The following is a 23,641-nucleotide window of genomic DNA, read 5'->3' on the forward strand; positions in this document are numbered from 1 at the left end:
AAGGACAATGCCGCCTGCTCTGACCGAACGGCCATGGGTGCCGTGGAGACCTGGCGGTTGTCAGGCGTCGTGCAGGGACAGGTCTCCCGAGGCGGTACGGATCCGGGCCTGCAGCCGCGGGGCCCCGCCCACCGGCTCGCCGCGCGAGCTGAGCCGGTTGTCCAGGTCTCCGCTGGCGGTGGAGAGCTCCTGCCAGACCGGCAGCCCCGCCACGACGCCGACGGTGATGTCGCCGGAGCTGGTGCGGGCGGTCAGCTCACCCGCCCCCATGCTGCTCAGTGTGATGTCACCCGAGGAGGTTCCCAGCTCCACCGGGCCCGTGCAGCGCTCCACCGCCAGGTCTCCGGAGCTGGAGGCGAGGGTGACCGGGCGCTCTGCCGCGATCTCGTCCACCGTGATGTCACCGGAGGCGGAGCGCAGCTGTCCGGCCTCCAGCACGTCGAGGGTGATGTCGCCGGACCTGGTGTCCAGCTGCACGGTGCCCGGGCGGCCCTCCAGCCGCAGGTCGCCGGAGCCGCCGTCGACGCGCACCGCACTCCCGGCGGGCAGGTGGACCTCCACCGTGACGCCCGCGGTGTGGCCCAGCGAGAGGCTGAAGCGTCCGATCTGCAGGGCGAAGCCCTTCTCCGGACCGGCGGTCAGCAGGGGAGGCACGACCACCTCCAGGCGGTCGTCGCTGCGGCTGGTCTTCAACGAGTGCTCCAGATAGGCCGGTTCGCTGGCCGTGATGACCACCTCGGCCTCGGGCGTCGTGCGGTCGAAGAAGAGCTCGACGTCGGCCTCGGAGGCCACCAGGTCGAGGCGCATGCCCGGGGTGAACGGATGGGTGGTGGCGGTGGTGGTGGGTTCGGTCTGCGTGGTCATGATGGTCTCCAATCAGGCCCAGCCGGTGATCCGGCGCTGGCCTCGGTGGCTGTTCTTCTGCGGTTCGAGGGCCTGGCGGCAGGCCTCGGTGATCCAGCTGTTCAGGGAGGTGCCCTGCGCCTGGGCGGCCGCCTCGGCGCGACTCTTGACCCCCTCGGGCAGGCGCAGGGTGATCCGGCTGGTGGTCTCGTCCTCCTCGACGGGGCCGGCCGGTGCGGGTGGGGCCACGATGCTGCGGTCCAGCACCAGCTCGGGTTCGCGGCCGACCATCCGGACACTGACCTGCTCGTCGCCGAGCTGGGCGCTGACCTCCGCGGCGGCCTCGACGAGCACCTCCAGCAGCATCAGGCGCAACGAGGCGTCCAGGGTGGGGGCCAGCCGCTCCACGACGGAGCGGGTCTCCTGGTCGGCCAGGGCGGTGGCGTGGGCCAGCTCGCGAGCCAACGAGGCGAGGTGTGCGTCCAGTTGCATGACATCAGCATGACACCATCATGGTGTCATGTGAAGGGGTTGGTGGTGTCAACTTGTCGGGCTGCCTCAGGTGCGGCATCAGCACACGACGAGGGGCCGACCGGATCTCCGGTCGGCCCCTCGTCGGTGCTCGTCTGCAGGCTGTCAGCGGCTGGCGGCCTGGCAGCGCAGGGTGCGGCGGGCATTGTCCTGCTGCTCCAGCAGCACCCGGCGCACCTGGTCCGACAGGCCGGGCTCGGCCAGCAGCTCGTCCACCTTGCCCAGGAAGGCCTCGTCGGCCAGCGGAGTGGGGAAGAGCAGCACCAGCACGTTCTGGCTGGCGGAATGGCCGCGGGTGGCCCAGAGGCCCTCGGCGGCGCTGATCCGGCGCACCACGTCGAGGTAGCGCTCCTCGTAGCCGCGCAGCATCTCGGCCTGGTTGTAGCTCCAGAACCAGCTGCAGATGGCGCCGTGGGTACCGTTCGGGACGCTCTCATCCTCGGTGGCCAGGCGCCAGGCCTCGGCCTTGGTCTGCTCGTCGCGCAGCGCGGAACGGGCACCGGCGGCCCACTGGGCACCGGCGATGGTCTGGTCACGCTGCGCCTCGGCGTCGATCCCGGCGGCGTCGATCTGGCCCATCCGGGCCAGGGTGCACACGATCCGCCACCGCAGGTCGGCATCCACCTCGAGGCCCTCGGGCACCTCCTCGCCCACCAGCCAGGCCTTCAGCAGCGCCGCCCCCGCCTCGCTGTCCACGGCGGTGATCAGCTGACTGGCGAAGGCGAGCTGGTGGTCGGTTCCCGGCTCGGCCTGCTTCAGCAACCCGGCCAGACCGGCCACCAGACGCGCCCGGGTCTCGGAGCGGCGCTCGGCGGGGGTGTAGGCCACGGCGGCGGTCTGGGCCTGCATCCGCAGCGCCGAGAGAGCATTCGGGTCGGTCTCGGTGGCGATGCCGCGAAGCACCAGGGCCAGGTAGTCGTCGGAGCGCATCTCCGCGTCGCGGCACATGTCCCAGGCCGCCGACCAGCAGACCGCGCGGGCCAGCGGGTCGTCGAGCTGGTGGATGTGGTCCACCAGCGTGGCCAGCGAGGCCTCGTCGAGGCGCACCTTGGCATAGGTCAGGTCACGGTCGTTGAGCAGCACCAGGTCGCCGCGGTGGGAACCCACCAGCGCGGGCACGGCGGTGCGCTCGCCCGAGATGTCCACCTCGATCTCGTCGGTGCGGCTCAGCACCCGCTGCTCGCCCTCGCCCTGGAGCGTGAAGATGCCGATGGCCAGCCGGTGACTGCGCAGCGTCGGGTGCTCGGGGGCGGCGGACTGCACCACATCGAAGCGGGTGAAGCGGCCCTGCTCGTCGAGGTCGAAGTCGGCGCGCAGGGTGTTCACACCGGTGGTCTCGAGCCATTCGCCGGCGAAGTTCGACAGGTCACGGCCGGAGGCCTGCTCCAGCGCGCCCAGCAGGTCGGCAAGCTCGGTGTTGCCGAAGGCGTGCTCGGCGAAGTAGGCGCGCACGCCCTGCAGGAAGTTCTCCTCGCCCACCTGCGCCACCAGCTGCTTCAGCGTGGAGGCGCCCTTGGCGTAGGTGATGCCGTCGAAGTTCTGCTCGACGGCCTCCAGGTCCACCATGTCCGCGGCGATCGGGTGGGTGGTGGGCAGCTGGTCCTGGCGGTAGGCCCAGGTCTTGCGGGCATTGCAGAAGCCCACCCATGGGTCGGAGCCCCCGTCGGCCGCGTTGATCCGGTGCATCGCGAAGTGGCTGGCCCACTCGGCGAAGCTCTCGTTCAGCCACAGGTCGTCCCACCAGGTCATGGTGACCAGGTCGCCGAACCACATGTGGGCCAGCTCGTGCAGGATCGTGTTGTCGCGGGCCTCGTAGCGGTCCGCGGAGACCCGGGAGCGGAACAGGTACTCGTCGCGGAAGGTGACGCAGCCGGCATTCTCCATGGCGCCGGCATTGAACTCCGGCACGAAGACCTGGTCATAGCTGCCGAAGGGGTAGGGATGGCCGAAGGCCTCCTCGAAGACCTCGAAGCCGCGCTGGGTGGTGCGCATGATCCGCTCGTCGTCCAGGTGCTCCACCATCGACTGACGGCACATCACCGAGGCGGGGATGTCACCGGCCTTCGAGGCGATGGTGTGCTCCACGCGGTGGTACTCGCCGGCCACGAGGGCGGTGATGTAGCTGGACATCCGCAGGGTGGGCTCGAACTCCCAGATGCCGCAGCCGTTCGCGCCCTCCTCCGGCTCGACGGCCAGCTGGTTGCTCACCACGGTCCAGTGGGCGGGCGCCACGACGGTCAGCTGGAAGGTGGCCTTCTGGTCGGGCTGCTCGACGTTGGCATACATCCGACGCGCGTCGGCGGTCTCGAACTGGGTGTAGAGGTAGGTGCGCCCGTCGGCCGGGTCGACGAAGCGGTGCAGCCCCTCGCCGGTGTGGGAGTAGCGGCACAGCGCCACCACGGTGAGCCGGTGGTCGCCCGGCTCGGTGGTGAAGGGCAGCTTGCCGTCGGCGTAACCGCTCACGTCCACGGCGTGCTCGTCGTCCAGCCAGGCCTCGACCACCTGGTCGGCGATCACATCGACGTGGCTGGCGCCCCCGGTGGAGTGGAAGACGATGCTGCTGGTGGACAGGAAGGTCTCGGCATCCGCGAGCGGCTCGCCGTCCATGCCCAGGCCTGACAGGTCCACGGTGACCTCGTAGGACTCCGCGGTGATGACCTGGGAGCGTTCCCGTGCGGTCGCGCGGGTGATGTTTGCCGGCTTCATCGCAAACCTTTCTGGCGACGGCTCGTCGCGGTGGATGGCGGATCTCCCGGAGCGGGAGCTGCGAACCTGAACCGGTTGAGCCTAGCGCGGCAGCCCTCATGGTCAAGTGTTCAATCCGGGCCGGCCGATGGCACGGGCCCCGGCGACTAGGCTGGCTGCATGACGACTGCTGTTGACTTCTGGTTCGACCCGCTGTGCCCGTGGGCCTGGATGACCTCGCGCTGGATGCTCGAGGTGGAGAAGGTCCGCGACGTGCGCACCACCTTCCACGTGATGAGCCTGTCGGTCCTCAACGACGGGCGTGACCTGCCGGAGGAGTATGTCCAGCACATGCTCGAGGGCTGGATCGGCGTGCGAGCCTGCATCCTGGTGGAGCAGGAGGCGGGCAGCGAGAAGCTGCGCGAGTTCTACACCGCCCTGGGGACTCGCTACCACCTGGGCAAGGAGCCCAAGACGGTGGAGACGGTGCGCGCCGCGCTGGCCGAGTGCGGCCTGGACGCCTCCATCGCCGACCGGGCCGACGCCTGGAAGCCCGGTGACGAGCCCGACGAGCTCGATGCTGCGCTGCGCAAGAGCCACCATGAGGGCATGGACCCGGTGGGCGACGAGGTGGGCACCCCCGTGATCCACATCAACGGCAAGGCCCTGTTCGGCCCCGTGATCAGCCCCGCCCCCAAGGGTGAGCAGGCCGGCCGCCTGTTCGACGGCTTCGCCCTGGTCACCGAGTACGACGGCTTCTACGAGCTGAAGCGCACCCGCACCGTGGGTCCGATCCTCGACTGAGGCCCTGGTAGGAGCCCCCTGACGGATTGTGGGGATGATTTGAGTCGACTACGCACTCAAATCATCCCCACAATCATGTCCGGGCGGTCCCGGGGCCCCGGGCGGCGCCAGCTTCGGGGCTCAGCGCTCCCGGCGCCCGGCCTCCAGGTGCTCGGTGCCCTCCAGGGTGGAGACCGCCGGCTCGTGGTGCAGGGTGGGGTCCACCGACAGGTAGGCCTTGGTCTCGCGGGCGATCAGGCCGGAGCAGATCAGCAGGCCGATCAGGTTCGGGATGGCCATCAACCCGTTGGCGATGTCGGAGAAGGTCCACACCGTCGACAGCTCCATGGTCGCGCCCACGAAGACGATGGCGGAGAAGATCAGCCGGTAGGGCAGCACGCCCTTGACGCCCACCAGCCGCTCCACGTTGCGCTCGCCGTAGTAGGCCCAGCCGAGCACGGTGGAGTAGGCGAAGAAGATCAGCGAGAGGGCGACGATGATGCCGCCCCAGGTGCCGGGCAGGCCGGTGGAGAAGCCCTGGGCGGTGAGCGCCGCGCCGGTCTTGCCCTCACGCCAGACGCCGGTGGTGAGGATCACCAGACCGGTCATCGAGACGACGATGATGGTGTCGATGAAGGTCTGGGTCATGGACACCAGGCCCTGCCGCACCGGGTGCTTGGTCTTGGCGGCGGCCGCGACGATGGCCGCCGAGCCCATGCCGGACTCGTTGGAGAAGATGCCGCGGGCGATGCCGAACTGGATGGCCTGGGCCATGGCGGCACCGGCGAAGCCACCAACCGCGGCGGTGCCGGTGAAGGCGTCGGTGAAGACCAGGCCCAGGGCGGGGATGATGCCGCGGAAGTTGATGGCGAGCACGACGGCGCCGGCCACCACGTAGAAGACGATCATGAAGGGGACGAAGGCGCTGGTCACCCGGGAGATCGACTTGATGCCGCCGAGCAGCACGAGCGCTGTCAGGACGGCCAGCACCAGGCCCACCACCATGGGGGAGATGCCGAAGGTGTCATGCATGGCCGAGGCCACCGAGTTGGACTGGGTCATGTTGCCGATGCCGAAGCTGGCCACCACGGCGGCGATCGCGAAGAAGAGGGCCAGGAACTTGCCCAGCGGGCCGGGGATGGCGCGCTGCAGGTAGTACTGCGGGCCGCCGGAGACCTCGCCCTTGGCGTCCATGGTGCGGAAGCGCACGCCCATGAAGGCCTCGGAGTACTTGGCAGCCATGCCGAAGATGGCGCTGATCCACATCCAGAACAGGGCGCCGGGGCCGCCCAGGTGGATGGCGGTGGCGACGCCGGCGATGTTGCCGACGCCCACGGTGGCAGCCAGGGCGGTGGCGAGCGCCTGGTAGTGCGAGACGTCGCCCTCCTCCTCATGGCCGTCGTGGCGGCGCACGAAGGCGAGCGCCAGGGCGGGGACGAGCTTGGTGAACTGGACGCCGCGCAGCCTGGCGGTGAGCCAGATGCCGGTGCCGAGCAGCAGCGGGATGAGGACGAAGGGTCCCCACAGGACGTCGTCGACGGCGACGAGGAAGTCGTTCATGGGCGAACTCCAGACGGGTGGATGTGTGCAGGCCGGGGAAGTGGACGAATTTCGTCAGAGCCAAGCGTCTCGGGCACCGCTTGGCAAGGATGATCGGGCCGGGCGACGGGCTTCGTGACCGCTTCGTGACCAAGCGGGCGGCTGTCCGGGTCCAGCAGCCCTGGGACCACCGGCCGCGGGGTGGCGGAATTGTCGGTGGCCTGCGGCATCATGGACGCCGTGACCGAGCCTTCCACCACCCAGCCCGTCGAGCTGCAGCCCACCGACGAGGGCGCCGAGATCTCCGCCGAGGCCCTGCAGCAGGCGGCCGAGCAGACCCAGGCCGCGCCGGAGGCGGGCAGTGACGAGCGGCACCGTTGGCACGAGCTGGCCGAGCGGATCACCGACGCGCAGGAGGCCTACTACGCCGCCGACGCGCCCACCATCTCCGATGCGGAGTACGACCAGTTGATGCGCGAGCTGCAGCGCCTGGAGGACGACTTCCCGGAGCTGCGCACGCCCGACTCGCCCACCCAGAAGGTGGGCGCGGCGCAGCGGATGACCGACTTCGCGCCCGTCACCCACGCCGAGCGGATGCTCAGCCTGGACAATGTCTTCAGCGCCGACGAGCTGGACGAGTGGCTGGCCCGCACCGAGCGCACCGTCGGCGCCGGTGCGCACTACCTGTGCGAGCTCAAGATCGACGGCCTGGCCATCAACCTCACCTACGAGAAGGGCCGCCTGGTGCGGGCGGCCACCCGCGGTGACGGCCGGGTGGGGGAGGACGTGACCCCGAACATCATGACGGTGGCCTCGATCCCGCACGAGCTGCACGGCACCGACCTGCCCGAGCTGCTGGAGGTGCGCGGTGAGGTCTTCTTCCCGGTGGAAGCCTTCGCGGACCTGAACGCCTCGCTGGTGGAGGCCGGCAAGGCGCCCTTCGCGAACCCGCGCAATGCGGCGGCCGGCTCGCTGCGCCAGAAGGACCCGTCCGTGACCGCCACCCGCCCGCTGGACATGCTGGTGCACGGCATCGGGGCGCGCACCGGCCTGGAGATCACCCGCCAGTCCGAGGCCTACGAGCTGCTCAAGAGCTGGGGCCTGCCCACCTCGCCCTACTACAAGGTGCTGGACGAGCCCGCCCAGGTGCAGGACTTCGTCGCCCACTACGGCGAGCACCGCCACGACGTGAGCCATGAGATCGACGGCATCGTCGTCAAGGTGGACGAGCTGGCCCACCAGGGCCGGCTGGGCACCACCAGCCGCGCGCCGCGCTGGGCGATCGCCTACAAGTACCCGCCGGAGGAGGTGAACACCACGCTGCTGGACATCCAGGTGAACGTGGGTCGCACCGGCCGGGTGACGCCCTTCGGCGTGATGCAGCCGGTGAAGGTGGCCGGCTCGACGGTCTCCATGGCCACCCTGCACAACGGCTACGACGTGAAGCGCAAAGGGGTGCTGATCGGCGACACCGTCGTGCTGCGCAAGGCCGGTGATGTGATCCCGGAGATCCTGGGCCCGGTCACCGAGCTGCGCGACGGCAGCGAGCGCGAGTTCGTGATGCCCACCCACTGCCCCTCCTGCGGCGCCGAGCTGCGCCCGGAGAAAGAGGGCGACAAGGACATCCGCTGTCCGAACTCGCGCACCTGCCCCAGCCAGCTGCGTGAGCGGCTGTTCGCGCTGGCCTCACGTTCCGGCTTCGACATCGAGGCGCTCGGCTTCCAGGGCGCCGACGCCCTGCTGGCCTCCGGCGTGCTGACCGACGAGTCCACCCTGTTCGACCTGACCGCCACCGACCTGGTGCGCGTCGAGGCCTACACCCGGGCGGCCAAGCCGGCCGAGCTGAAGGCCCCGGAGAAGGTGCCCGCTCCCGGCATCGTGGCGGGACGCGTGCTCTCGGCCAACGGCACCAAGCTGCTCGACAACCTGGCCAGGGCCAAGGACCAGCCGCTGTGGCGGGTGCTGGTGGCGCTGTCCATCCGCCATGTGGGGCCCACTGCGGCGCGCGCGCTGGCCACCCGTTTCGCCTCGCTGGACGCCATCCGCGAGGCCGACGTGGACCAGCTGGCCGACACCGAGGGCGTCGGGCGGGTGATCGCCGAGGCGGTGGTGGAGTGGTTCACCGTCGACTGGCACCTCGACATCGTCGAGCGCTGGCGTCAGGCGGGGGTGCGGATGGCTGACGAGCGCGACGAGTCCATCGAGCGCACCCTGGAGGGGCTCACCGTCGTGGTCACCGGCGGGCTGGAGGGCTTCACCCGCGACGGGGCCAAGGAGGCGATCATCCAGCGCGGCGGCAAGGCCTCGGGCAGCGTCAGCAAGAAGACCGACTTCGTCGTGGTGGGGGAGAATGCCGGCTCCAAGGCGGCCAAGGCTGAGGAGCTGGGCCGTCCGATCCTGGACGAGGCGGGCTTCGTGCGGCTGCTGGAGGGCGGGCCGCAGGCGGTCAGCTGAGGACGGTGCGGTCAGCCCACAGGGCGCGGTCAGCTGGGGCTGTGGTGGCCGGCTGCGGGCTCAGCGCTCCAGCTCGGCGCGGTGCTGCATCGCCAGCCGGCGCCGCTCGGCGCGTTCCTCGGCCTGCTGCTCCTTGATCTGCTCGTAGTCCTCCTCGTCGTCATCGTCGAAACCGACGACGGCGCGGGCCGTGAGGCTGAGCACCAGGCCCACCACGATGGCGAGCCAGGCGTGGTCCACCTCGGTGAAGAACTGCAGCACCACGAAGGTGCCGAAGCACAGGGTGCCCACCACGGCGTCCACCTTGTCCATCACCTTGCCCTTGCGGACCAGCTCGGCCAGTTCGGCGCGCTCGGCCTCGGCCTGCTGGCTGCTGCTGGCCACCACCGCCGGGCGCAGCACCGGCTGCCCGCTGGGGCCCGCCTCGAAGGGGGCGCCGCCGGGCAGCCCGTCGAAGGGCTCGTCCAGGTCGGCCACGGTGCGGGCCTGCAGGACGGCGGTGGAGCGCCGGTCGTGCTCGTCCAGGCCGAGCCGCCGGTCGACGTAGTGCTCGGTGAGGGCGTCGAGCGCCCGGGCGCGGTCGTCGTCGCTGAGCAGGGTGCGGCTGAAGTCCATGGCAGAAGGCTAGCCAGCCGCCGCTTGCAGCAGCCCGGGCCTGATCCCGACGACGCTCCCACCCCCTGCGGAGGTAGGGCTCAGAAGACGATGCTGTTGCGCGGCGGCCGGTCCACGGCGAGCATCCGGCCCAGTCGCCGCATCGCCTCCGGTTCGCCCGTCACGCGCCCGGCCGCGGCCAGCACCGCGATCGAGGTGAGCCCGAGGTAGGCCTCGGCCAGGGCGTCCACCGGGCAGTCCACCTCCGCCTGGTCGGCCGCGGCGGCCTCCACGGTGGCCCGGCCCTGGCTCACGTGCAGCCGCGAGCAGCCGTCGGCCAGGCCCATCGGGTCGCCGACCTTGAGCACCACCTCGCCGTCGCCGTCCCAGCCACGTTCGGCCAGCGCCCGCGGCACGTCGAGCAGCCGCAGCCAGCACTGGTCGCGGTCGGCCTTGGTGGTGACCACGCGCTGGTCGACCAGGGCGGCGCGCAGCGGGCTGCCGTCCTGCAGGCAGCCGTAGCGGATCGTGCTGACCAGGTCGAGCCGGGCCAGGTGCTGCCACAGCGCCAGCGCCGCGTCGTCGTCGCCCACCAGGTCCAGCACGGTGGTGTGCTCCGCCTCGTCGGTGAGCTCGTGGGTGAGTGCCCCCACCACCTGCCCGTCGCGCACGGCGACGGCGGCGCGCAGCTTGGTGGAGGCCGCCATGGTGTCCCAGTCCCATTCCCCGCTCAGCCAGGCGCGCCGGAAGGCCGGAGGCTGGTGGCTGCCCCGGTAGCGGGCATGCGCCTCGGCGTGGAGCCGCTCCAGCAGGTCCGCGATGGCGGGGGGATCGGCCTGCTCCACCACGGCCGCCGGCTGTCGTCGCAGCTGGAATCGTTCGCTGGCCTCCACCTCGACGCGCTGGGCGCGGGTGGCGACACCGAAGCCGAAACGCCCGTAGATGCTGCCCTCGCTGGCGGTCAGCGTGGCCAGGGCCAGGCCCTGGTCGCGTGCACAGGTGAGCTCGTCGGTCATCATCCGCCGCAGCAGTCCCTGCCGGCGGTCGGTGGTGCGCACGGTCACGTCGGTGATGAAGTCGGCCTCCAGCAGCCGGCCGCCGCCCACGTTCACGGTGTGGGTGAAGGAGCCGAAGGTGGCCACCGGGCGCTCGTCGAGCCCCAGACCGGTGACCAGCGGTCGGCGGGTGGCATAGCGGAAGCGGTGCGCGTCCTGCACCGAGGTGGCCCACCAGCGCTGGTCGTTCTCCTCGCTCGAGGCGCCCTGGTTGAAGCCGGTCCGGATGGCGCCCAGCAGGGCGCGGTCGCTCGGGTCGAGCTCACCGGTGGCGGTGCGGGTGTGGATGTCGTGCTGCATCTCCATGGCGGGGAGGCTAGCGGCTGCCCAGAGGCGGGCGCATCTGGAATAGTTGCGGCATGCGCGTACACATTGCCACCGACCATGCAGCCTTCGAGCTGAAGGAGTACCTCGTCGAGCAGCTGCGCGGCGCCGGTCACGAGGTCGTCGACCACGGTGCGGCCGCCTACGACGCCGAGGACGACTACCCCGACACCTGCATCCCCTGCGCCGAGGCCGTGGTGGCCGACCCCGAGAGCCTCGGCATCGTGCTGGGCGGCTCCGGCAACGGCGAGCAGCTGGCCGCCAACCGGGTCAAGGGCTGCCGCGCGATCCTGGCCTACAGCGTGGAGATCGCCCGCCTGGGCCGCGAGCACAACAATGCCAACGTGGTCTCGCTGGGCGCGCGCTTCACCGGCAACGAGGAGGGCTGGGAGATTGTCCAGGCCTTCCTGGAGCAGCCCTTCACCCAGGAGGAGCGCCACGCCCGTCGCGTGGCCAAGATGAGCAGCTACGAGGACGCCCACCGCGGCTGAGCGCGCTGGCCGTCGGGCCGTCGGCGACGCCGGTTCAGCGGCGACGTCCGGTGGCCCGGCGCAGCAGGGAGTCGAGCACGAGGGAGGCCTGCACCCGGTCCTGCTCGCGCGGACGGCTGACCTCGCGCGCCCGCACCGCCCGGTCGGCGTCCACCAGCCCGGAGATCCCGTCGCGTCCGAACTCGCGGCGCTGACCGTCGCCGCGTCCCCGGATGAAGCTGCGCTCGTCTGCCATGGTGGAATGCTAGTCCGAGCAGGAGGGAAACCATGCCAGAGGGCCACGTCATCCACCGCCTCGCGCAGGCCACCATGCAGCACTTCGGCGACCAGCCGGTGCGCGTGAGCTCGCCGCAGGGCCGCTTCGCCGAGGCCGCCGCCCTGCTGGACGGCAGCCGGGTGCAGGGCGCCAGCGCCTGCGGCAAGCACCTGTTCATCGACTTCGACGCCGATGCACCCGAGCACGTGGTGCACATCCACCTGGGCCTGATCGGCAAGTTCTTCTTCGCTCCGCTGGCCGAGCCGCGCGGCGCGGTGCGGCTGCGGATCACCGACGGCTCCACCGCGGCGGACCTGCACGGCCCCCAGATGTGCCGGCTGATCGGCGCCGTCGAGCAGCAGGAGCAGATCGCGAAGCTGGGCCCCGACCCGATCCGGCTGGACGCCGACCCGGAGGTGGCCTGGCAGCGGATCCACCGCTCCAATCGCTCGATCGCCTCGCTGCTGATGGACCAGAAGGTCACCGCGGGCGTGGGCAACATCTACCGCGCAGAGGTGCTCTTCCGGCACCGGGTGCGTCCCACCACGCCCGGCAACCGACTGAAGCGCTCCACCTGGGAAGCCATCTGGGCCGACCTGGTGGTGCTGATGCGTGCCGGGGTCGAGGTGGGACGGATCGACACCGTGGAGCTGGAGCACACCCCGGAGCAGATGGGCCGCGAGCCGCGCGTCGACCGGCACGGGGGAGAGGTCTACGTCTACCGGCGTGCCGGCCTGCCCTGCTGGGTCTGCGGCACCGAGGTGCGCACCCAGGACCTGGAGGGACGCAACCTGTACTGGTGCCCGACCTGCCAGCGCGGCCGATGATCGCCTGGCAGGGCCTGGAGCTCCAGGTCACCGACGACGGCGCGCTCACGCACGTGCGTCTGGCGGGTTCAGAGACCGACGCCATCGCGCGACTGGTGGTGCGCTTCGCCCCCGGCTGGCGGCAGGTGGGCTGCGAGCTGCTGGCCGACGAGATCGAGCAGCGCTTCAGCTGCGAGGGCGCCACCGCCGTGGTGCGCCAGGTGCTGGACGACACCTGGACCCTGCGGGTGCAGATCAGCAACCAGACCGCGAACCAGATCACCGTGCCCGCCTGCTGGCTGGAGCTGGACACCGCCTGGCCCGCGCGCACCTGGCTCGCCGGGGCGGAGGGCAGCATCAGCATCGACATGGGCGACCCCGACGGACGGCTGCTCACCTTCACCCAGCTGCGCGGCCGCAGCCGCTTCAGCGAGGACTGCATCTGGCTCACCGACCTTCCCGTGCGCCTCGCCCCGAAGGGCAGCCCGGGGGCGGTCTACCAGGTGGGCTGGCGGGCCGACTGGCTGCGCGACGAGCGGATGCAGGCGGCAGCCCTGCCCGCCTGGTGGCCCGAGCGCACCGTGCTGGCCGCCGACGACGTGGTGGAGCTGCACCTGCCCGATGCCGCCGTCGAGGCCGCCGGGATCGGCATCCTGGAGGACGACGAGGCCACCGTGCTCACGGCGCAGCCGGGCGTCCACATCGCCCAGGTGCATGCCGGGCGCGGCACCACCGACATGGAGCTGGCCTGGGTGCCACCGGAGCGGGAGGTGGTGGCCCGGGCCGGCGAGCGGCTGCTGGCGGCCGACCCGCGCACCCTGAGCGCACCGCAGGTCTTCCTGCTGGGGCGTGCGCTGGCGGCCGAGGCCAGCGGCCAGGAGGCCGCAGAGCTGCTGAGCCAGTCCGTCGAGGAGCTGGTGGCCCGACCCGGCGCCGCGGAACCGCTGGCCGTCGCAGCCCTGGCCGACCAGGTGATGCGCACCGCAGAGCCCGACATGGTGGATGCGCTGGCCCCCCTGGTGCGCCGGCTCGCGCCGGTGCCCGGTGCCACCCTGGCGATGCTGCACGCCAACCTCGCCCTGCAGCTCGCCGGACAGCCGCCGGCCGTCCCGGAGCGGACCCCCGGCGACGGTGTGCGCCAGCCGGTGGGGCTGGCCCAGGTGGCCGACGCCATCCGGCGCACGGAGCTGCTGGCGATGCGGCCTGGCGGGGAGCTGCCCGACGAGGCACTGCGCCTGGCAGCCCTGCTCGGAGCCGGACTGCCGGGTCGCACCGTCGACCAGGTCACCCGGGCCCTGGTCTGGGCGGTCACCGGCGCCCTGGCCGAGAACTGGTGCGTGCCCGGGGGACAGGACCGCTGGCCCGTCGCCCTGGGCAGCGCCCGCGACCTGGCCAAGGGCCGGCTGCTCGCCGAGCACTGCGAGGACGAGGCGCTGGCCTGGCTGCAGTGGTGAGTGCCGTCGGACCCCGGCGCCGGCACAGGTACGACTCCCGTCCTCAGTAGTGGGACCGCGGTCCGAGGGTCGCTCCCCGGGGCGTGGCGCAGGCCCGGTGGCGAGCCCGCGCGGTGGAAGACTGGGCGCATGACCGACAAGCTCCGCCGGCTCGCGCCGCACCTGGTCTCCCGCCTCTTCTACGTCGCCGCGATGCTGATCGTGCTGCGCGAGGTCTTCCGGGGGACCCGCTGGGTGCACCTGCTGGTGGATGTCTTCAGCACGGTGGTCTTCCCGGTCGACGAGGGCGGGCTCGGCCTGGCGGCGCTCTTCGCCATCGTCGGCGCCTCCCTGATGCGCCGCAAGCGCGCCGCCTGGTGGATGGCCACCATCTGGCTGGGCCTGGCCTGGCTGACCTCGGTGAGCCTGTGGGGGCTGTTCGGCTGGCGCCGGCTGCGGGGCGAGGCGATGGGCGAGCTGGACACCGCCCTGGTCCCCTACCTGTTCAACACCGTCAGCGTCGGGATCCTGCTGCTGGCCCTGCTGCTCTCGCGTCGCCAGTTCTCGGCCCGGTTGACCCCCGGCAACATCCGCAAGGCGCTGCTCACCCTGCTGGTCACCATGTCCGCGACGCTGACCGTCGGCTACCTGCTGGGATCGGTGACCGGGCACGAGGGCCGCCCACGCTCGCGCCTGCTCAGCATCATCGAGCACATGGTCAACGGCAGCGCCGCCCAGGGGCCCCGGATGGTGCCCGGCTGGGTGCAGCTGCTGGTGGGCCTGCTGGCGGCCGCGAGCCTGTTGGTCTCGCTGCTGGTGCTGCTGCGCTCCCAGCGCTCCCGGGCGCACCTGCAGCTGGACGACGAGCTGGAGCTGCGTCGTCTGCTGGAGGAGAACCCGGAGGACTCGCTGGGCTACTTCGCGCTGCGACGCGACAAGCAGGCCGTCTTCGGCGCGCGTCACAGCTCTGCGGTGGCCTACCGGGTCGAGATGGGCACCTGCCTGGCGGCCGGTGACCCACTGGGACGACGCGAGGACTGGCCCGAGGCGATCGAGGCCTGGCTAGAGCTGAGCCGTCACTACGGCTGGACGCCCGGCGTGGTGGGCGCCTCCGAGACCGGTGCCGCCGCCTACGTCCAGGCCGGCCTGCGGGCCGTGCGGGTGGGCGACGAGGCGATCCTGAAGCCCGCCAGCTTCGACCTGGAGGCTCGCGAGCTGCATGCCGTGCGCACCGCCGTGCGTCGCCTGCAGCGCGCCGGCTACACCGTGCAGGTGCGGCGCCACGAGAACATCCCCGCCGCCGAGCTGGAGCACCTGATCGACCTGGCCGATGCCTGGCGAGAGGGGGAGGACCGTGGTTTCTCCATGGCGCTGAACCGGCTGGGCGACCCGCTCGACGGGCGCTGCCTGATGGTGCAGGCCATCTTCCCCGAGGGCCATGAGGGGGAGCGGACCGCGGGGCTGCTCTCCTTCGTGCCGTGGGGGCGCGACGGGTTGTCGCTGGACGTGATGCGTCGCAACCCGGAAGCTGACAACGGCATCACCGAGCTGATGGTCTGCGGGCTGATGGCCGCCGGTCGCGAGATGGGCCTGCGTCGGGTGTCGATGAACTTCGCCGTGCTGCGCAGCACGCTCGAGGAGGGCGAGCGGGTGGGTGCCACGGCCCTGCAGCGGGCCCAACGACGGGCCGTGGTGGGCCTGTCGCGCTGGTTCCAGATCGAGCAGCTCTACCGCTCCAACGTGAAGTACGCCCCCACCTGGCAACCGCGCTACCTGGTCTACGAGGACCCCGCCGACCTGGCCCAGGTGGGCACCGCGATGGGCGTGGCCGAGGGCCAGATCGAGCTGCCGCGCTGGATGAACCCGCTGCCCCCGCTGGAGCAGCGCCCCGTCAGCCCCGAGGACCCGCGGGTGGTCTCCTTCCTGGAGCGCCCGGCCCTGGAACTGCCGGCGCCTCGGCTGCCCGAGCAGATGAGGGTGCGGATGGAGACCCGTCGCCGCCTGCTGGCCGAGGACGTCCAGCCCTACCCGGTGACCACCGGTGTGGTCGACCACCTGGTGCGGATCGGGGAGCCGGCAGGAAGCCCGCTGCACGTCGGCGGACGGATCGTCGGGGTGAGCAACCACGGCGGGGTGGTCTTCGTGCGACTGCAGGACTCCAGCGGCGCCGGGCAGGCCCTGCTGGACGCCGCCACGCTGGGCCGCCAGGAGCTGGCCCGCTTCAACCGCACCACCAGCCTGGGCGACCAGGTGGCGCTCACTGGTGTCGTCGGCGCCTCGCGCACCGGCACCCCGAGCCTGCTGGTGGACGGCTGGCAGCTCACCAGCAAGTGCCTGCGACCGCTGCCCGACAAGCACGCCGGCATCAGCGACCCGGAGCAGCTGGTGCGCCGTCGCTACCTGGACTTCATCGTCAATGCCTCCAGCCGTGACCGGATCACCGCCCGCAGCCGCGCCATCCAGGCGGTCCGCGCCACCATGCTGGATCACGACTTCCTGGAGGTGGAGACCCCGATCCTGCAGACCGTGCACGGCGGCGCGAATGCGCGGCCCTTCCGCACCCACATCAATGCCTACGACCTGGACCTCTACCTGCGCATCGCGCCCGAGCTCTTCCTGAAGCGGCTGATGGTGGGCGGCTTCGACCGGGTCTTCGAGATCGGGCGCAACTTTCGCAACGAGGGCGCCGACGCCACGCACAACCCGGAGTTCAGCGTCATCGAGGCCTACCAGGCCCACGGCGACTACCACACGATGCGCGACCTGACGCAGGAGTTCGTGCGTCGCGCCGCGCTGGAGGCCACCGGCAGCACCCTGGTGCGCGGCACCGGACCCGACGGGCAGGTGCACGAGGTGGATCTGGCCGCTCCGTGGCGCTGGGTGCCGGTGCACGAGGGCATCTCGGCCGGGCTGGGGGAGCAGGTGAGCGCCGACACCCCCAGGTCCGAGCTGGTGCGCCACTGCTCCCGACTGGGCATCGAGGTGGACCCGCGAGCCAGCCGTGGTGCCGTGCTCGACGAGCTCTACGAGCGGCTGTGCGAGAAGGTGACCGTGGAGCCCACCTTCTACTGCGACTTCCCGGCCGAGGTCTCGCCGCTGACCCGGCCCCACCGCGACGACGCCCGGCTGGCTGAGCGCTGGGACCTGGTGGTCTTCGGCTCCGAGCTGGGCACCGCCTATTCCGAGCTGGTGGACCCGGTGGTGCAGCGCCAGCGGCTCACCGAGCAGTCGCTGCTGGCCGCAGGTGGGGACCCGGAGGCGATGGAGGTGGACGAGGACTTCCTGGAGGCGCTGGAGTACGGCATGCCGCCCACCGGTGGCCTGGGCATCGGGCTTGACCGGCTCGCCATGCTGGTGGCGGGGGGCTCGATCCGCGAGGTGATCGCCTTCCCGCTGGTGCGGCCGCGCCGCTGAGACTGGAGAGGCACGATGATCGATCCCCGGGGACAGGTGGGGCGTTTCGCCGGACGATGGATGCACTGGCGCGAGCGTCGCGGAGACGGGCCTGCCGTCGTGCTGATGAGCGGCTGCGGTCTGGCGATGGAGTACTGGCGTGAGCTGAACCGGCTGCTGGAGGGCCGCCACGTGCTGGCCTACGACCGGCCGGGCATGGGTGGTACCCGCTGGCCCGGCCGGATGCCGACGCTGCTGGAGGAGGTCGACTCCTTGGCGGCGCTGCTGGACTCGCGGGGAGTGCGCGGGGCAGTGCTGGTGGCGCACTCGATGGCCTCCTTCCACGCCGAGGCCCTGGCCCGGATCCGGCCCGACCTGGTGTCGGGGATCGTGATGGTGGACGGTTCGGTGGAGTGGTACTCCCGGGCGCCGTCGACGCCCACGGCGGGTCTGGCGACCCGGGGAGTCGAGCTGGTGGACACCCTCAACCTGAACCGGCTGGCAGGGCTGGTGTGGCGGCTGGGGACGGCGCTGCAGAGCACCTGGCAGTTCTCCCGGCTCGGCTACGGGAGGTTGCCCGCGATCTACGCCGATCGGCAGAGCCTGCTGATGGCCACCGCGGAGAGTTTCGCCTACGAGCACCAGGGCTGGGACCTGCAGCAGCTGCGCACCCAGCGGCCCTGGCCCGCCGTGCCCGTGGTGGTGCTGAGCGCGGCCGACTCCGACGGGGGACGTGAGATCCCCGACCAGCTGCGGCTGGCCCGGCTGCTGGGCGGGGGGCAGGTGGTGGTGGACGGCTCCAAGCACCTGATGATGCTGGACCGCCCCGATGCCATCGCCCGGGCCGTCAAGGGGCTGCGGTGACTGTTCGCCCATGACGAACCGGGGCCGCTCCCACCCGTGGGGGTGCCGTGGTGCGGGCAGGATTCGGTCAGCATGGATGGCCGACGAAAGGACGATCATGGCCAAGACCAAGAAGGTGCTCGCCGTCGTGACGAGCGCTTCGGAGTACCGTGACGCCGGCTACCGCACCGGCCTGTGGCTGGGGGAGCTGACCCACTTCTGGGACGTGCTGACCAAGGCCGGGCACCCGGTGGACGTGGTGAGCATCGCCGGTGGCGACGTGCCGCTGGACCCGGAGAGCCTGAGCGCGCCGGTGCTGGCGATGGGCGGCACCAAGAAGCACTACCAGGACCGTTCCTTCATGGACCTGCTGGACCGTACCCGCAGCGTGCGCCAGGTGCGCGCCGAGGACTACGACGCCATCTACCTGACCGGTGGCCACGGCACCATGTTCGACTTCGCCGACCCGGCGCTGCAGGAGCTGGTGGCCGACTTCGCCCGCCAGGACAAGGTGGTCTCCGCCGTCTGCCACGGCCCGTGCGGCCTGGTGGAGGTGGACGTCGACGGCGTGCCGCTGGTCAAGGGTCGCAAGGTGACCGGCTTCTCCTGGACCGAGGAGAAGCTGGCCGGGCGCGACGACGTGGTGCCCTTCAGCCTGCAGGACCGGCTCAAGGAGCGCGGTGCGAAGTACACCAAGGCGCTGCGCCCGATGGCGGAGAAGGTCGTGGTGGACGGCAAGCTCGTCACCGGACAGAACCCGATGAGTGCCACTGGCGTCGGCGAGGCCGTCGTCAAGCTGCTCAAGAAGAAGTGAGGAACTGACATGGGATTCATCGACACCGCTGCCCTCAAGCTGGTGGACGGCTACCGCACGCACCTGTCGGCCCGCAAGGGCTGGCGCTGCGCCTCCGGCGTGGCCGGCAAGGGCACCTGCTCCACCGTGATCCGCGAGGCCGTGGCCAACCGTGGCGCCCTGGGTGCTGCCGTTCCGGCCGCCGCCCAGTTCGCCCGCTGCGCCAGCTCCGCGCGTGGCCTGCGCGCCGGCGGCATGGACACCCGGGTGGAGGGCGTCTGCTGCTGCGGCCCGATCCCGATTCCCTTCCGCTTCTGAGCCTCGAGGGCTTGGACGCACGACGAGGGGCGGGCTGGATTTCCAGCCCGCCCTTCGTTGCGTCTGGGCGCTGGGGAGGGCATGTCCGGGTGCCAGGGCCGCTGGTCGCTGCCGCGCGGGGGATCGGCCTGGGTGCTCCGCGCCGCCGCGTGGTCTAGACTCGTGGAGTTCGCAGTCCCCTCGGGGGCCGGACACCGGGGCGTAGCGTAGTGGCTAGCGCGCCTGCTTTGGGAGCAGGAGACCGCAGGTTCGAGTCCTGTCGCCCCGACAACAAGAAGGTCACCACTCCATACGCGGTGACTAGGTGAAACACTCGCCCGAGAGCTTCCTTGGCTCTCGGGCGAGTGTTGTGTTGTGGGCCTGCCAATGACACGAAACAGCCGATTCTGAGGCCAAGTGTTACACCTGGGTGTTACATCCGCGAGGGCCGCAGGGTGAGGTCAGTTGGTCTGTCGGTCCACGGCACTAGTCTGGCGAGCATGTCATTGAGCGTTGCCGAGGCCATCCGCGTCGAAGTTCTGCCAACCATGAAGTCCGAGCACGGGCAGTTCTTCACACCTGCACGCCTTGCCGAGCAGGTGGTGAAGGGGCTTCGACTCCCTGAACAAGGCACGCTGCGAGTTCTCGACATCGGTGCGGGAGCGGGGGCACTGACTGCTGCACTGGCAGACCGTGCATGCGACATCCCGGGCCTGTCGCTGGACATCACGTGTGTGGAGCTGGACGGCGATGTCGTTCCCTACCTACACCAGACTGTTGACGCTCTCAATGCCCGTGTCATCCATGGTGATGTGCTGGAGCTGGCTGTTACGGGCGAGCTGGGTGAAGACTACGACGTGGTGGTGATGAATCCTCCCTACGGCAAGCTCGCTGCCGCATCTGCCGAGCGTCGGGCCATGGCTCATCTGGGGGTCGAGACGCCGAACTTCTATGCGGCTTTCATGGCCGTGGGTTACCTGCATCTGCGTGAGTGTGGGCAGATGGCAGCGATTGTTCCCCGCTCATGGGCAAACGGGCCGTACTTCAAGCGCTTCCGTCACCACATGCTCGACCACATCAGCATCGACCGTTTGCAGAGTTTTGCCTCTCGCTCATCGCTGTTCTCGGACGCCAAGGTGCTTCAAGAGAATGTCATCCTCACCGGTACCCGAGGAGCACCACAGGGAGACATTGAGTTGGTCTTTGATGATGGCGAGCCCCAGTCGGTGTCAGTGTGCCGTGTGGTGGTGCCCACTGACCCTGAGCGTTTCGTGCGCATCCCTACTGGTGCCGAACGAGAGCTGCCCGGTGTTCCTCTTTCGGCTGTGGGATTGACAGTCTCGACTGGCAAGGTGGTGGACTTCCGTAGCCGCGACCACCTTGTGGAGCCGGGGGAGAACACATTTCCCATGGTCTACCAAGGCAACGTCCATGGCGGGATGGTGGAGTGGCCGCGAGAGGTTGGCAAGCCACAGGGGTTCGTCTGCTCACCCGAAGAGGAGCGTAAGTACCTCGTTCCCGCAGGCGTGTATGTCATTGTGAAACGCTTCTCGGCCAAGGAGGAGAAGCGTCGCGTGGTTGCTGGGGTGCATGTGAGCGAGACCCCGGTTGCCTACGACAACAAGACCAACGTCGTCGCATGCCCTGACCAAGACACGGCAGTGGGGCTGGCGCTGTGGCTGAACTCGACGGCAGTGGATACCTACTTCCGGTCATTCTCCGGGCACACGCAGGTGAACGCGACCGACCTGCGAGGAATGCCGTACCCATCCCTCGACGTGTTGCGGCAGCTCGGTTCGGGTCGAGGTGTCAGAATGCCCTCACAGGAAGCCATCGACAGCGCTGTTGAGGAGTTGCTATGACCCGCACCGAGGAAGCCCGAGAACTGCTGTCCGAGCTGGGATTCGACGCTGAGAGGTCCAATGAACGCTCAGCCCACGTCTTCCTCGCACTGCTGAAGTTGAAGCAAGGCTCGGGGTGGGCTGGTTCGTCCAATCCCATGCTGGGCACTCGGGCCATCATGGACTGGATTCGTGACGAGTACGGCGTCGAGTATGCGGCCAACACGCGCGAGACCGTCAGGCGCTTCACTCTGCACCAGTTCGTCGAGGCAGGCATGGTGGAGGAGAACGCGGACAAGCCCGACCGCCCAGTGAACAGCCCAAAGTGGAACTACCGCATCACTGACGCCGCGCTTGCTGCCATCCAGACCTATGGCACTGATGTCTGGGAGTCTGCCCGGGACCAGTACCTAGAAGACCAGCCGGGGCTCGTCGCTGCCTACGCCAAGGCACGGGAACTCGACCTCATCCCAGTGACCATGCCGGGTGGTGAGCAGGTCGCCCTGTCCCCGGGTGGTCAGAACGTGCTCGTGCGGGACATGGTTGAAGACTTCTGCCCTCGCTTCACTCCCGGTGGAGAGGTGCTCTACATCGGGGATGCTTCAGACAAGTGGGCCCATCACGACGCAGATGTCTTCGCCGAGCTGGGTGTCACCGTTGACGCACATGGCAAGATGCCCGACCTCGTGGTCTACCTGCGGGACAGGAACTGGCTCTTCCTCATGGAGGCTTGTTCCTCACACGGTCCCGTCGATGCCAAGCGCCACCGGGAGTTGAGCGCGCTGTTCAAGGACTGCTCAGCTGGCCTTGTTTTCGTCTCGTGCTTCCCCACCCGCGCCATCATGCGCAAGTATCTGGCGTCCATCGCGTGGGAAAGCGAGGCATGGTGTGCAGACTCGCCGGACCACATGATGCACTTCAACGGCTCGCGCTTCCTCGGCCCGTATGAGCAGTAGAGGGTTCGTCACTGGCGAGCCGTTGCAACTGGGTGATTTACCCCGCGTCTGGCAGGCACTTGACCAGCGTGATGAGGAAGTCGGGCGGGCAGACACCTATGCCATGACGCAGATGCCTTTGACCGACCGCGCCTTTGACGAGCGAGACAAGACTGGCCAACGTGCGTACATCCACGCCAGCACTTTCATCGGTGTGGCACGGGACAACCAGAAGGCGCTGGAGGAGATGTTGCAGAGCGGCTCACCCATCCGTCCGCATGCCCCATGGAACCTCATCAGGCCAGCCTTTGAAGCGGCCTTCTACCCCGTCTGGATGCTCTCGCCGGACACCCGGGAGGAACGGCTGCGAAGGGCTCTTCGTGTCGCGTGGTCAGAGCAGAAGTCACACACGGCGCGCTTTGACCTGAAGGTGAAGCTGGCCAAGGCTGATGACCACGAGGAGGTAGCCAAGGCGCGGGCGCGTGATGGCCAGATACGACAGCGGTACATCGAGGAAGCCACCTCGTTGGGCATGACGAAGGACCAGATGGGTCAGAAGATTGTGGTCACCAACGAGTTGCCAAAACTCACCAGCGTGTTCGACCGCTTCCCCGATGAGGCGACCTTTCACCTGCTGCGCTGGCGTGAACTCTCGGGTGTGATGCACGGTGACATGGGTGCAACGCTGGGACTCACGGACAAGGCCTACCGGCTGGACATCCCGGGTGGGTCAACGGCGGTTGTCTCCCTCAACGACGACGCGTTCGTGACCGCTTGCTACGCCTCTGCACTGATGCAACTCACGGCGATGAACCTGTACATCCAGCGCTCGACAACGTCTCACAGGTAGGTCACGCGCTCGCCCGGCAGCAGGTTCTCCTCGCCGGGCATGGCGCACCACAGCAGGCACTCCCACCCGAGCACTTCGGAGGCTTCACGGGACAGGCGAGCGAGGTCTGATGCCGTCATCTCCTGACGTGGCACGGCGTAGATTTCGGCAGGCATCCCGGGCATCAGAGTGCGCCCTGATGCAAGTAGTCCGGCCACCCTCGGTGCATCGAGACCATGACGGATGCACCACTCTCTCAGAGCATCACTGACCAGCAGCAGGTCGAGTCCGTCCATGGCTGCGAGCGTACGCGAGCACGGTTCCGGCGATAGCCGTGTGGTGGCGGTGACGTACGTGATGAAGATGCGCTGGCGGCGGCGATGAGTCAATGATGAGGCGCTCGCTGGCGCTCGCGCGGCGTCCTGATGGCTCATCGCTCGCCTCGCCATGACGCAACTCGATTGCTCTTCTCTCATTGCGTCTGCTCACCCCCCATCACTACTCGTCTTGTCGCCGTTCCACTCTCCTTCGGTGCTCGTCTTGGCGCTCTGGTGCCCGTCGCTCTTCGCCTTCTTGCACTGCTCTCGGGCTCTCATCGCGTGCTCTTGCCGCGCTCATGTGCGACCTCGTCAGCACGAACGCAGCGAGTACATCTCCGCCCGTCTCTGCCCTGCTCCCCGCACCCCTGCGCAGCATCTACTCACCCACTCATGACGCGCAGCACCCCCCCTGCCTGCGCAGCACCCCTTTCGCCCTCATGACGCTGAGCATCTGCGCAACTCTTCAATGGCCTGCGCAGCTCCCGCGTAGCGACCCTGCCTGCGCAGCCATCCACACACCGAGGCAGTCGAGTGCGCAGATGTCGAGAGAGCCCTGTGCAGCAGCGTGTTGGCCGGGTTGCGCTATCCGGTCCCGA

The 23,641-nt window shown here is 69.7% G+C and carries 20 protein-coding genes and 1 tRNA gene; 13 read left to right on the forward strand and 8 right to left on the reverse strand.

Annotation, left to right across the window (positions count from 1 at the left end):
- Positions 1-60: 60 nt before the first annotated feature.
- The 3 genes from ABD073_RS07060 to pepN all read right to left on the reverse strand — a co-directional run bounded on the left by ABD073_RS07060 (position 61) and on the right by pepN (position 4,080).
- The gene (locus tag ABD073_RS07060; protein ID WP_343873293.1) at positions 61-864 is read right to left on the reverse strand and encodes a DUF4097 family beta strand repeat-containing protein; all 804 of its coding nucleotides are present in this window, start codon (positions 862-864) and stop codon (positions 61-63) included.
- 12 nt (positions 865-876) lie between these two features.
- Positions 877-1,335: a toxin-antitoxin system HicB family antitoxin gene (locus tag ABD073_RS07065; protein WP_343873294.1), complete on the reverse strand. Its 459-nt coding sequence runs from the start codon at positions 1,333-1,335 to the stop codon at positions 877-879.
- A 144-nt stretch (positions 1,336-1,479) separates the two neighbouring features.
- Positions 1,480-4,080, reverse strand: a complete 2,601-nt coding sequence (gene pepN / locus ABD073_RS07070; RefSeq protein ID WP_343873295.1) for an aminopeptidase N — start codon at positions 4,078-4,080, stop codon at positions 1,480-1,482.
- A 159-nt stretch (positions 4,081-4,239) separates the two neighbouring features.
- Between pepN and ABD073_RS07075 the strand changes: the two genes are divergently transcribed.
- On the forward strand, positions 4,240-4,863 hold the full coding sequence (locus tag ABD073_RS07075; RefSeq protein ID WP_343873296.1) for a mycothiol-dependent nitroreductase Rv2466c family protein: 624 nt from the start codon (positions 4,240-4,242) through the stop codon (positions 4,861-4,863).
- Positions 4,864-4,983: 120 nt separating this feature from the next.
- Here the strand turns inward: ABD073_RS07075 and ABD073_RS07080 are convergent, their stop codons facing one another.
- Positions 4,984-6,402, reverse strand: a complete 1,419-nt coding sequence (locus ABD073_RS07080; RefSeq protein WP_343873297.1) for an alanine/glycine:cation symporter family protein — start codon at positions 6,400-6,402, stop codon at positions 4,984-4,986.
- 294 nt (positions 6,403-6,696) lie between these two features.
- Here ABD073_RS07080 and ligA point away from each other — a divergent pair, with 294 nt between their 5' ends.
- On the forward strand, positions 6,697-8,835 hold the full coding sequence (ligA, locus tag ABD073_RS07085) for an NAD-dependent DNA ligase LigA (protein ID WP_343873342.1): 2,139 nt from the start codon (positions 6,697-6,699) through the stop codon (positions 8,833-8,835).
- 60 nt (positions 8,836-8,895) lie between these two features.
- Here the strand turns inward: ligA and ABD073_RS07090 are convergent, their stop codons facing one another.
- Both ABD073_RS07090 and ABD073_RS07095 read right to left on the reverse strand, forming a co-directional pair.
- Positions 8,896-9,450 (reverse strand): DUF1707 SHOCT-like domain-containing protein, encoded by a 555-nt coding sequence (locus tag ABD073_RS07090; protein ID WP_343873298.1) that lies wholly within the window; start codon positions 9,448-9,450, stop codon positions 8,896-8,898.
- Positions 9,451-9,530: 80 nt separating this feature from the next.
- Positions 9,531-10,790, reverse strand: a complete 1,260-nt coding sequence (locus ABD073_RS07095; RefSeq protein WP_343873299.1) for a GNAT family N-acetyltransferase — start codon at positions 10,788-10,790, stop codon at positions 9,531-9,533.
- A gap of 53 nt (positions 10,791-10,843) precedes the next feature.
- On the opposite strand from ABD073_RS07095, the gene ABD073_RS07100 reads away from it, so the two are divergent.
- The gene (locus ABD073_RS07100) at positions 10,844-11,299 is read left to right on the forward strand and encodes a ribose-5-phosphate isomerase (protein ID WP_343873300.1); all 456 of its coding nucleotides are present in this window, start codon (positions 10,844-10,846) and stop codon (positions 11,297-11,299) included.
- A 34-nt stretch (positions 11,300-11,333) separates the two neighbouring features.
- Here ABD073_RS07100 and ABD073_RS07105 read toward each other — a convergent pair whose 3' ends face one another.
- Entirely contained in the window at positions 11,334-11,534 is a 201-nt protein-coding gene (locus ABD073_RS07105; RefSeq protein ID WP_343873301.1) for a hypothetical protein, read from the reverse strand.
- A 32-nt stretch (positions 11,535-11,566) separates the two neighbouring features.
- Here ABD073_RS07105 and ABD073_RS07110 point away from each other — a divergent pair, with 32 nt between their 5' ends.
- The 10 genes from ABD073_RS07110 (at position 11,567) to ABD073_RS07155 (ending at position 22,746) form a co-directional block, all read left to right on the forward strand.
- Positions 11,567-12,382: an Fpg/Nei family DNA glycosylase gene (locus tag ABD073_RS07110; RefSeq protein WP_343873302.1), complete on the forward strand. Its 816-nt coding sequence runs from the start codon at positions 11,567-11,569 to the stop codon at positions 12,380-12,382.
- Entirely contained in the window at positions 12,355-13,815 is a 1,461-nt protein-coding gene (locus tag ABD073_RS07115; RefSeq protein WP_343873303.1) for a hypothetical protein, read from the forward strand. The genes ABD073_RS07110 and ABD073_RS07115 overlap by 28 nt, the downstream gene beginning before the upstream one ends.
- Positions 13,816-13,944: 129 nt before the next feature.
- A complete protein-coding gene (gene lysX, locus ABD073_RS07120) occupies positions 13,945-17,208 on the forward strand; it encodes a bifunctional lysylphosphatidylglycerol synthetase/lysine--tRNA ligase LysX (protein ID WP_343873304.1) in 3,264 nt (1,087 codons plus the stop codon).
- Between the two features lie 15 nt (positions 17,209-17,223).
- On the forward strand, positions 17,224-18,051 hold the full coding sequence (locus tag ABD073_RS07125) for an alpha/beta fold hydrolase (protein ID WP_343873305.1): 828 nt from the start codon (positions 17,224-17,226) through the stop codon (positions 18,049-18,051).
- Between the two features lie 97 nt (positions 18,052-18,148).
- Positions 18,149-18,844 (forward strand): type 1 glutamine amidotransferase domain-containing protein, encoded by a 696-nt coding sequence (locus tag ABD073_RS07130; protein ID WP_343873306.1) that lies wholly within the window; start codon positions 18,149-18,151, stop codon positions 18,842-18,844.
- Between the two features lie 9 nt (positions 18,845-18,853).
- Entirely contained in the window at positions 18,854-19,141 is a 288-nt protein-coding gene (gene yidD / locus ABD073_RS07135; protein ID WP_343873308.1) for a membrane protein insertion efficiency factor YidD, read from the forward strand.
- A 195-nt stretch (positions 19,142-19,336) separates the two neighbouring features.
- Positions 19,337-19,409 (forward strand) — tRNA-Pro (locus ABD073_RS07140).
- A 211-nt stretch (positions 19,410-19,620) separates the two neighbouring features.
- Positions 19,621-20,982, forward strand: coding sequence for an Eco57I restriction-modification methylase domain-containing protein (locus tag ABD073_RS07145; RefSeq protein WP_343873309.1), 1,362 nt, complete (start codon positions 19,621-19,623; stop codon positions 20,980-20,982).
- On the forward strand, positions 20,979-21,917 hold the full coding sequence (locus tag ABD073_RS07150) for a BsuBI/PstI family type II restriction endonuclease (RefSeq protein WP_343873310.1): 939 nt from the start codon (positions 20,979-20,981) through the stop codon (positions 21,915-21,917). The genes ABD073_RS07145 and ABD073_RS07150 overlap by 4 nt, the downstream gene beginning before the upstream one ends.
- 103 nt (positions 21,918-22,020) lie before the next feature.
- Positions 22,021-22,746, forward strand: a complete 726-nt coding sequence (locus ABD073_RS07155; protein WP_343873311.1) for a hypothetical protein — start codon at positions 22,021-22,023, stop codon at positions 22,744-22,746.
- Here the strand turns inward: ABD073_RS07155 and ABD073_RS07160 are convergent.
- The gene (locus ABD073_RS07160) at positions 22,737-23,159 is read right to left on the reverse strand and encodes a hypothetical protein (protein ID WP_343873312.1); all 423 of its coding nucleotides are present in this window, start codon (positions 23,157-23,159) and stop codon (positions 22,737-22,739) included. The two genes, ABD073_RS07155 and ABD073_RS07160, sit on opposite strands and share 10 nt — an antisense overlap.
- Positions 23,160-23,641 lie beyond the last annotated feature (482 nt).

The sequence above is a fragment of the Luteococcus peritonei genome (genome assembly GCF_039526385.1).
Lineage (GTDB): Bacteria > Actinomycetota > Actinomycetes > Propionibacteriales > Propionibacteriaceae > Luteococcus > Luteococcus peritonei.

Excerpts from the sequence above, each read along its gene's own strand:
- ABD073_RS07060 (WP_343873293.1), bottom strand. The coding sequence starts at position 864 with ATGACCACGCAGACCGAACCCACCACCACCGCCACCACCCATCCGTTC.
- ABD073_RS07065 (WP_343873294.1), bottom strand. The coding sequence starts at position 1,335 with ATGCAACTGGACGCACACCTCGCCTCGTTGGCTCGCGAGCTGGCCCAC.
- pepN (WP_343873295.1), bottom strand. The coding sequence starts at position 4,080 with ATGAAGCCGGCAAACATCACCCGCGCGACCGCACGGGAACGCTCCCAG.
- ABD073_RS07075 (WP_343873296.1), top strand. The coding sequence starts at position 4,240 with ATGACGACTGCTGTTGACTTCTGGTTCGACCCGCTGTGCCCGTGGGCC.
- ABD073_RS07080 (WP_343873297.1), bottom strand. The coding sequence starts at position 6,402 with ATGAACGACTTCCTCGTCGCCGTCGACGACGTCCTGTGGGGACCCTTC.
- ABD073_RS07090 (WP_343873298.1), bottom strand. The coding sequence starts at position 9,450 with ATGGACTTCAGCCGCACCCTGCTCAGCGACGACGACCGCGCCCGGGCG.
- ABD073_RS07095 (WP_343873299.1), bottom strand. The coding sequence starts at position 10,790 with ATGGAGATGCAGCACGACATCCACACCCGCACCGCCACCGGTGAGCTC.
- ABD073_RS07100 (WP_343873300.1), top strand. The coding sequence starts at position 10,844 with ATGCGCGTACACATTGCCACCGACCATGCAGCCTTCGAGCTGAAGGAG.
- ABD073_RS07105 (WP_343873301.1), bottom strand. The coding sequence starts at position 11,534 with ATGGCAGACGAGCGCAGCTTCATCCGGGGACGCGGCGACGGTCAGCGC.
- ABD073_RS07110 (WP_343873302.1), top strand. The coding sequence starts at position 11,567 with ATGCCAGAGGGCCACGTCATCCACCGCCTCGCGCAGGCCACCATGCAG.
- lysX (WP_343873304.1), top strand. The coding sequence starts at position 13,945 with ATGACCGACAAGCTCCGCCGGCTCGCGCCGCACCTGGTCTCCCGCCTC.
- ABD073_RS07125 (WP_343873305.1), top strand. The coding sequence starts at position 17,224 with ATGATCGATCCCCGGGGACAGGTGGGGCGTTTCGCCGGACGATGGATG.
- ABD073_RS07130 (WP_343873306.1), top strand. The coding sequence starts at position 18,149 with ATGGCCAAGACCAAGAAGGTGCTCGCCGTCGTGACGAGCGCTTCGGAG.
- yidD (WP_343873308.1), top strand. The coding sequence starts at position 18,854 with ATGGGATTCATCGACACCGCTGCCCTCAAGCTGGTGGACGGCTACCGC.
- ABD073_RS07145 (WP_343873309.1), top strand. The coding sequence starts at position 19,621 with ATGTCATTGAGCGTTGCCGAGGCCATCCGCGTCGAAGTTCTGCCAACC.
- ABD073_RS07150 (WP_343873310.1), top strand. The coding sequence starts at position 20,979 with ATGACCCGCACCGAGGAAGCCCGAGAACTGCTGTCCGAGCTGGGATTC.
- ABD073_RS07155 (WP_343873311.1), top strand. The coding sequence starts at position 22,021 with ATGACGCAGATGCCTTTGACCGACCGCGCCTTTGACGAGCGAGACAAG.
- ABD073_RS07160 (WP_343873312.1), bottom strand. The coding sequence starts at position 23,159 with ATGAGCCATCAGGACGCCGCGCGAGCGCCAGCGAGCGCCTCATCATTG.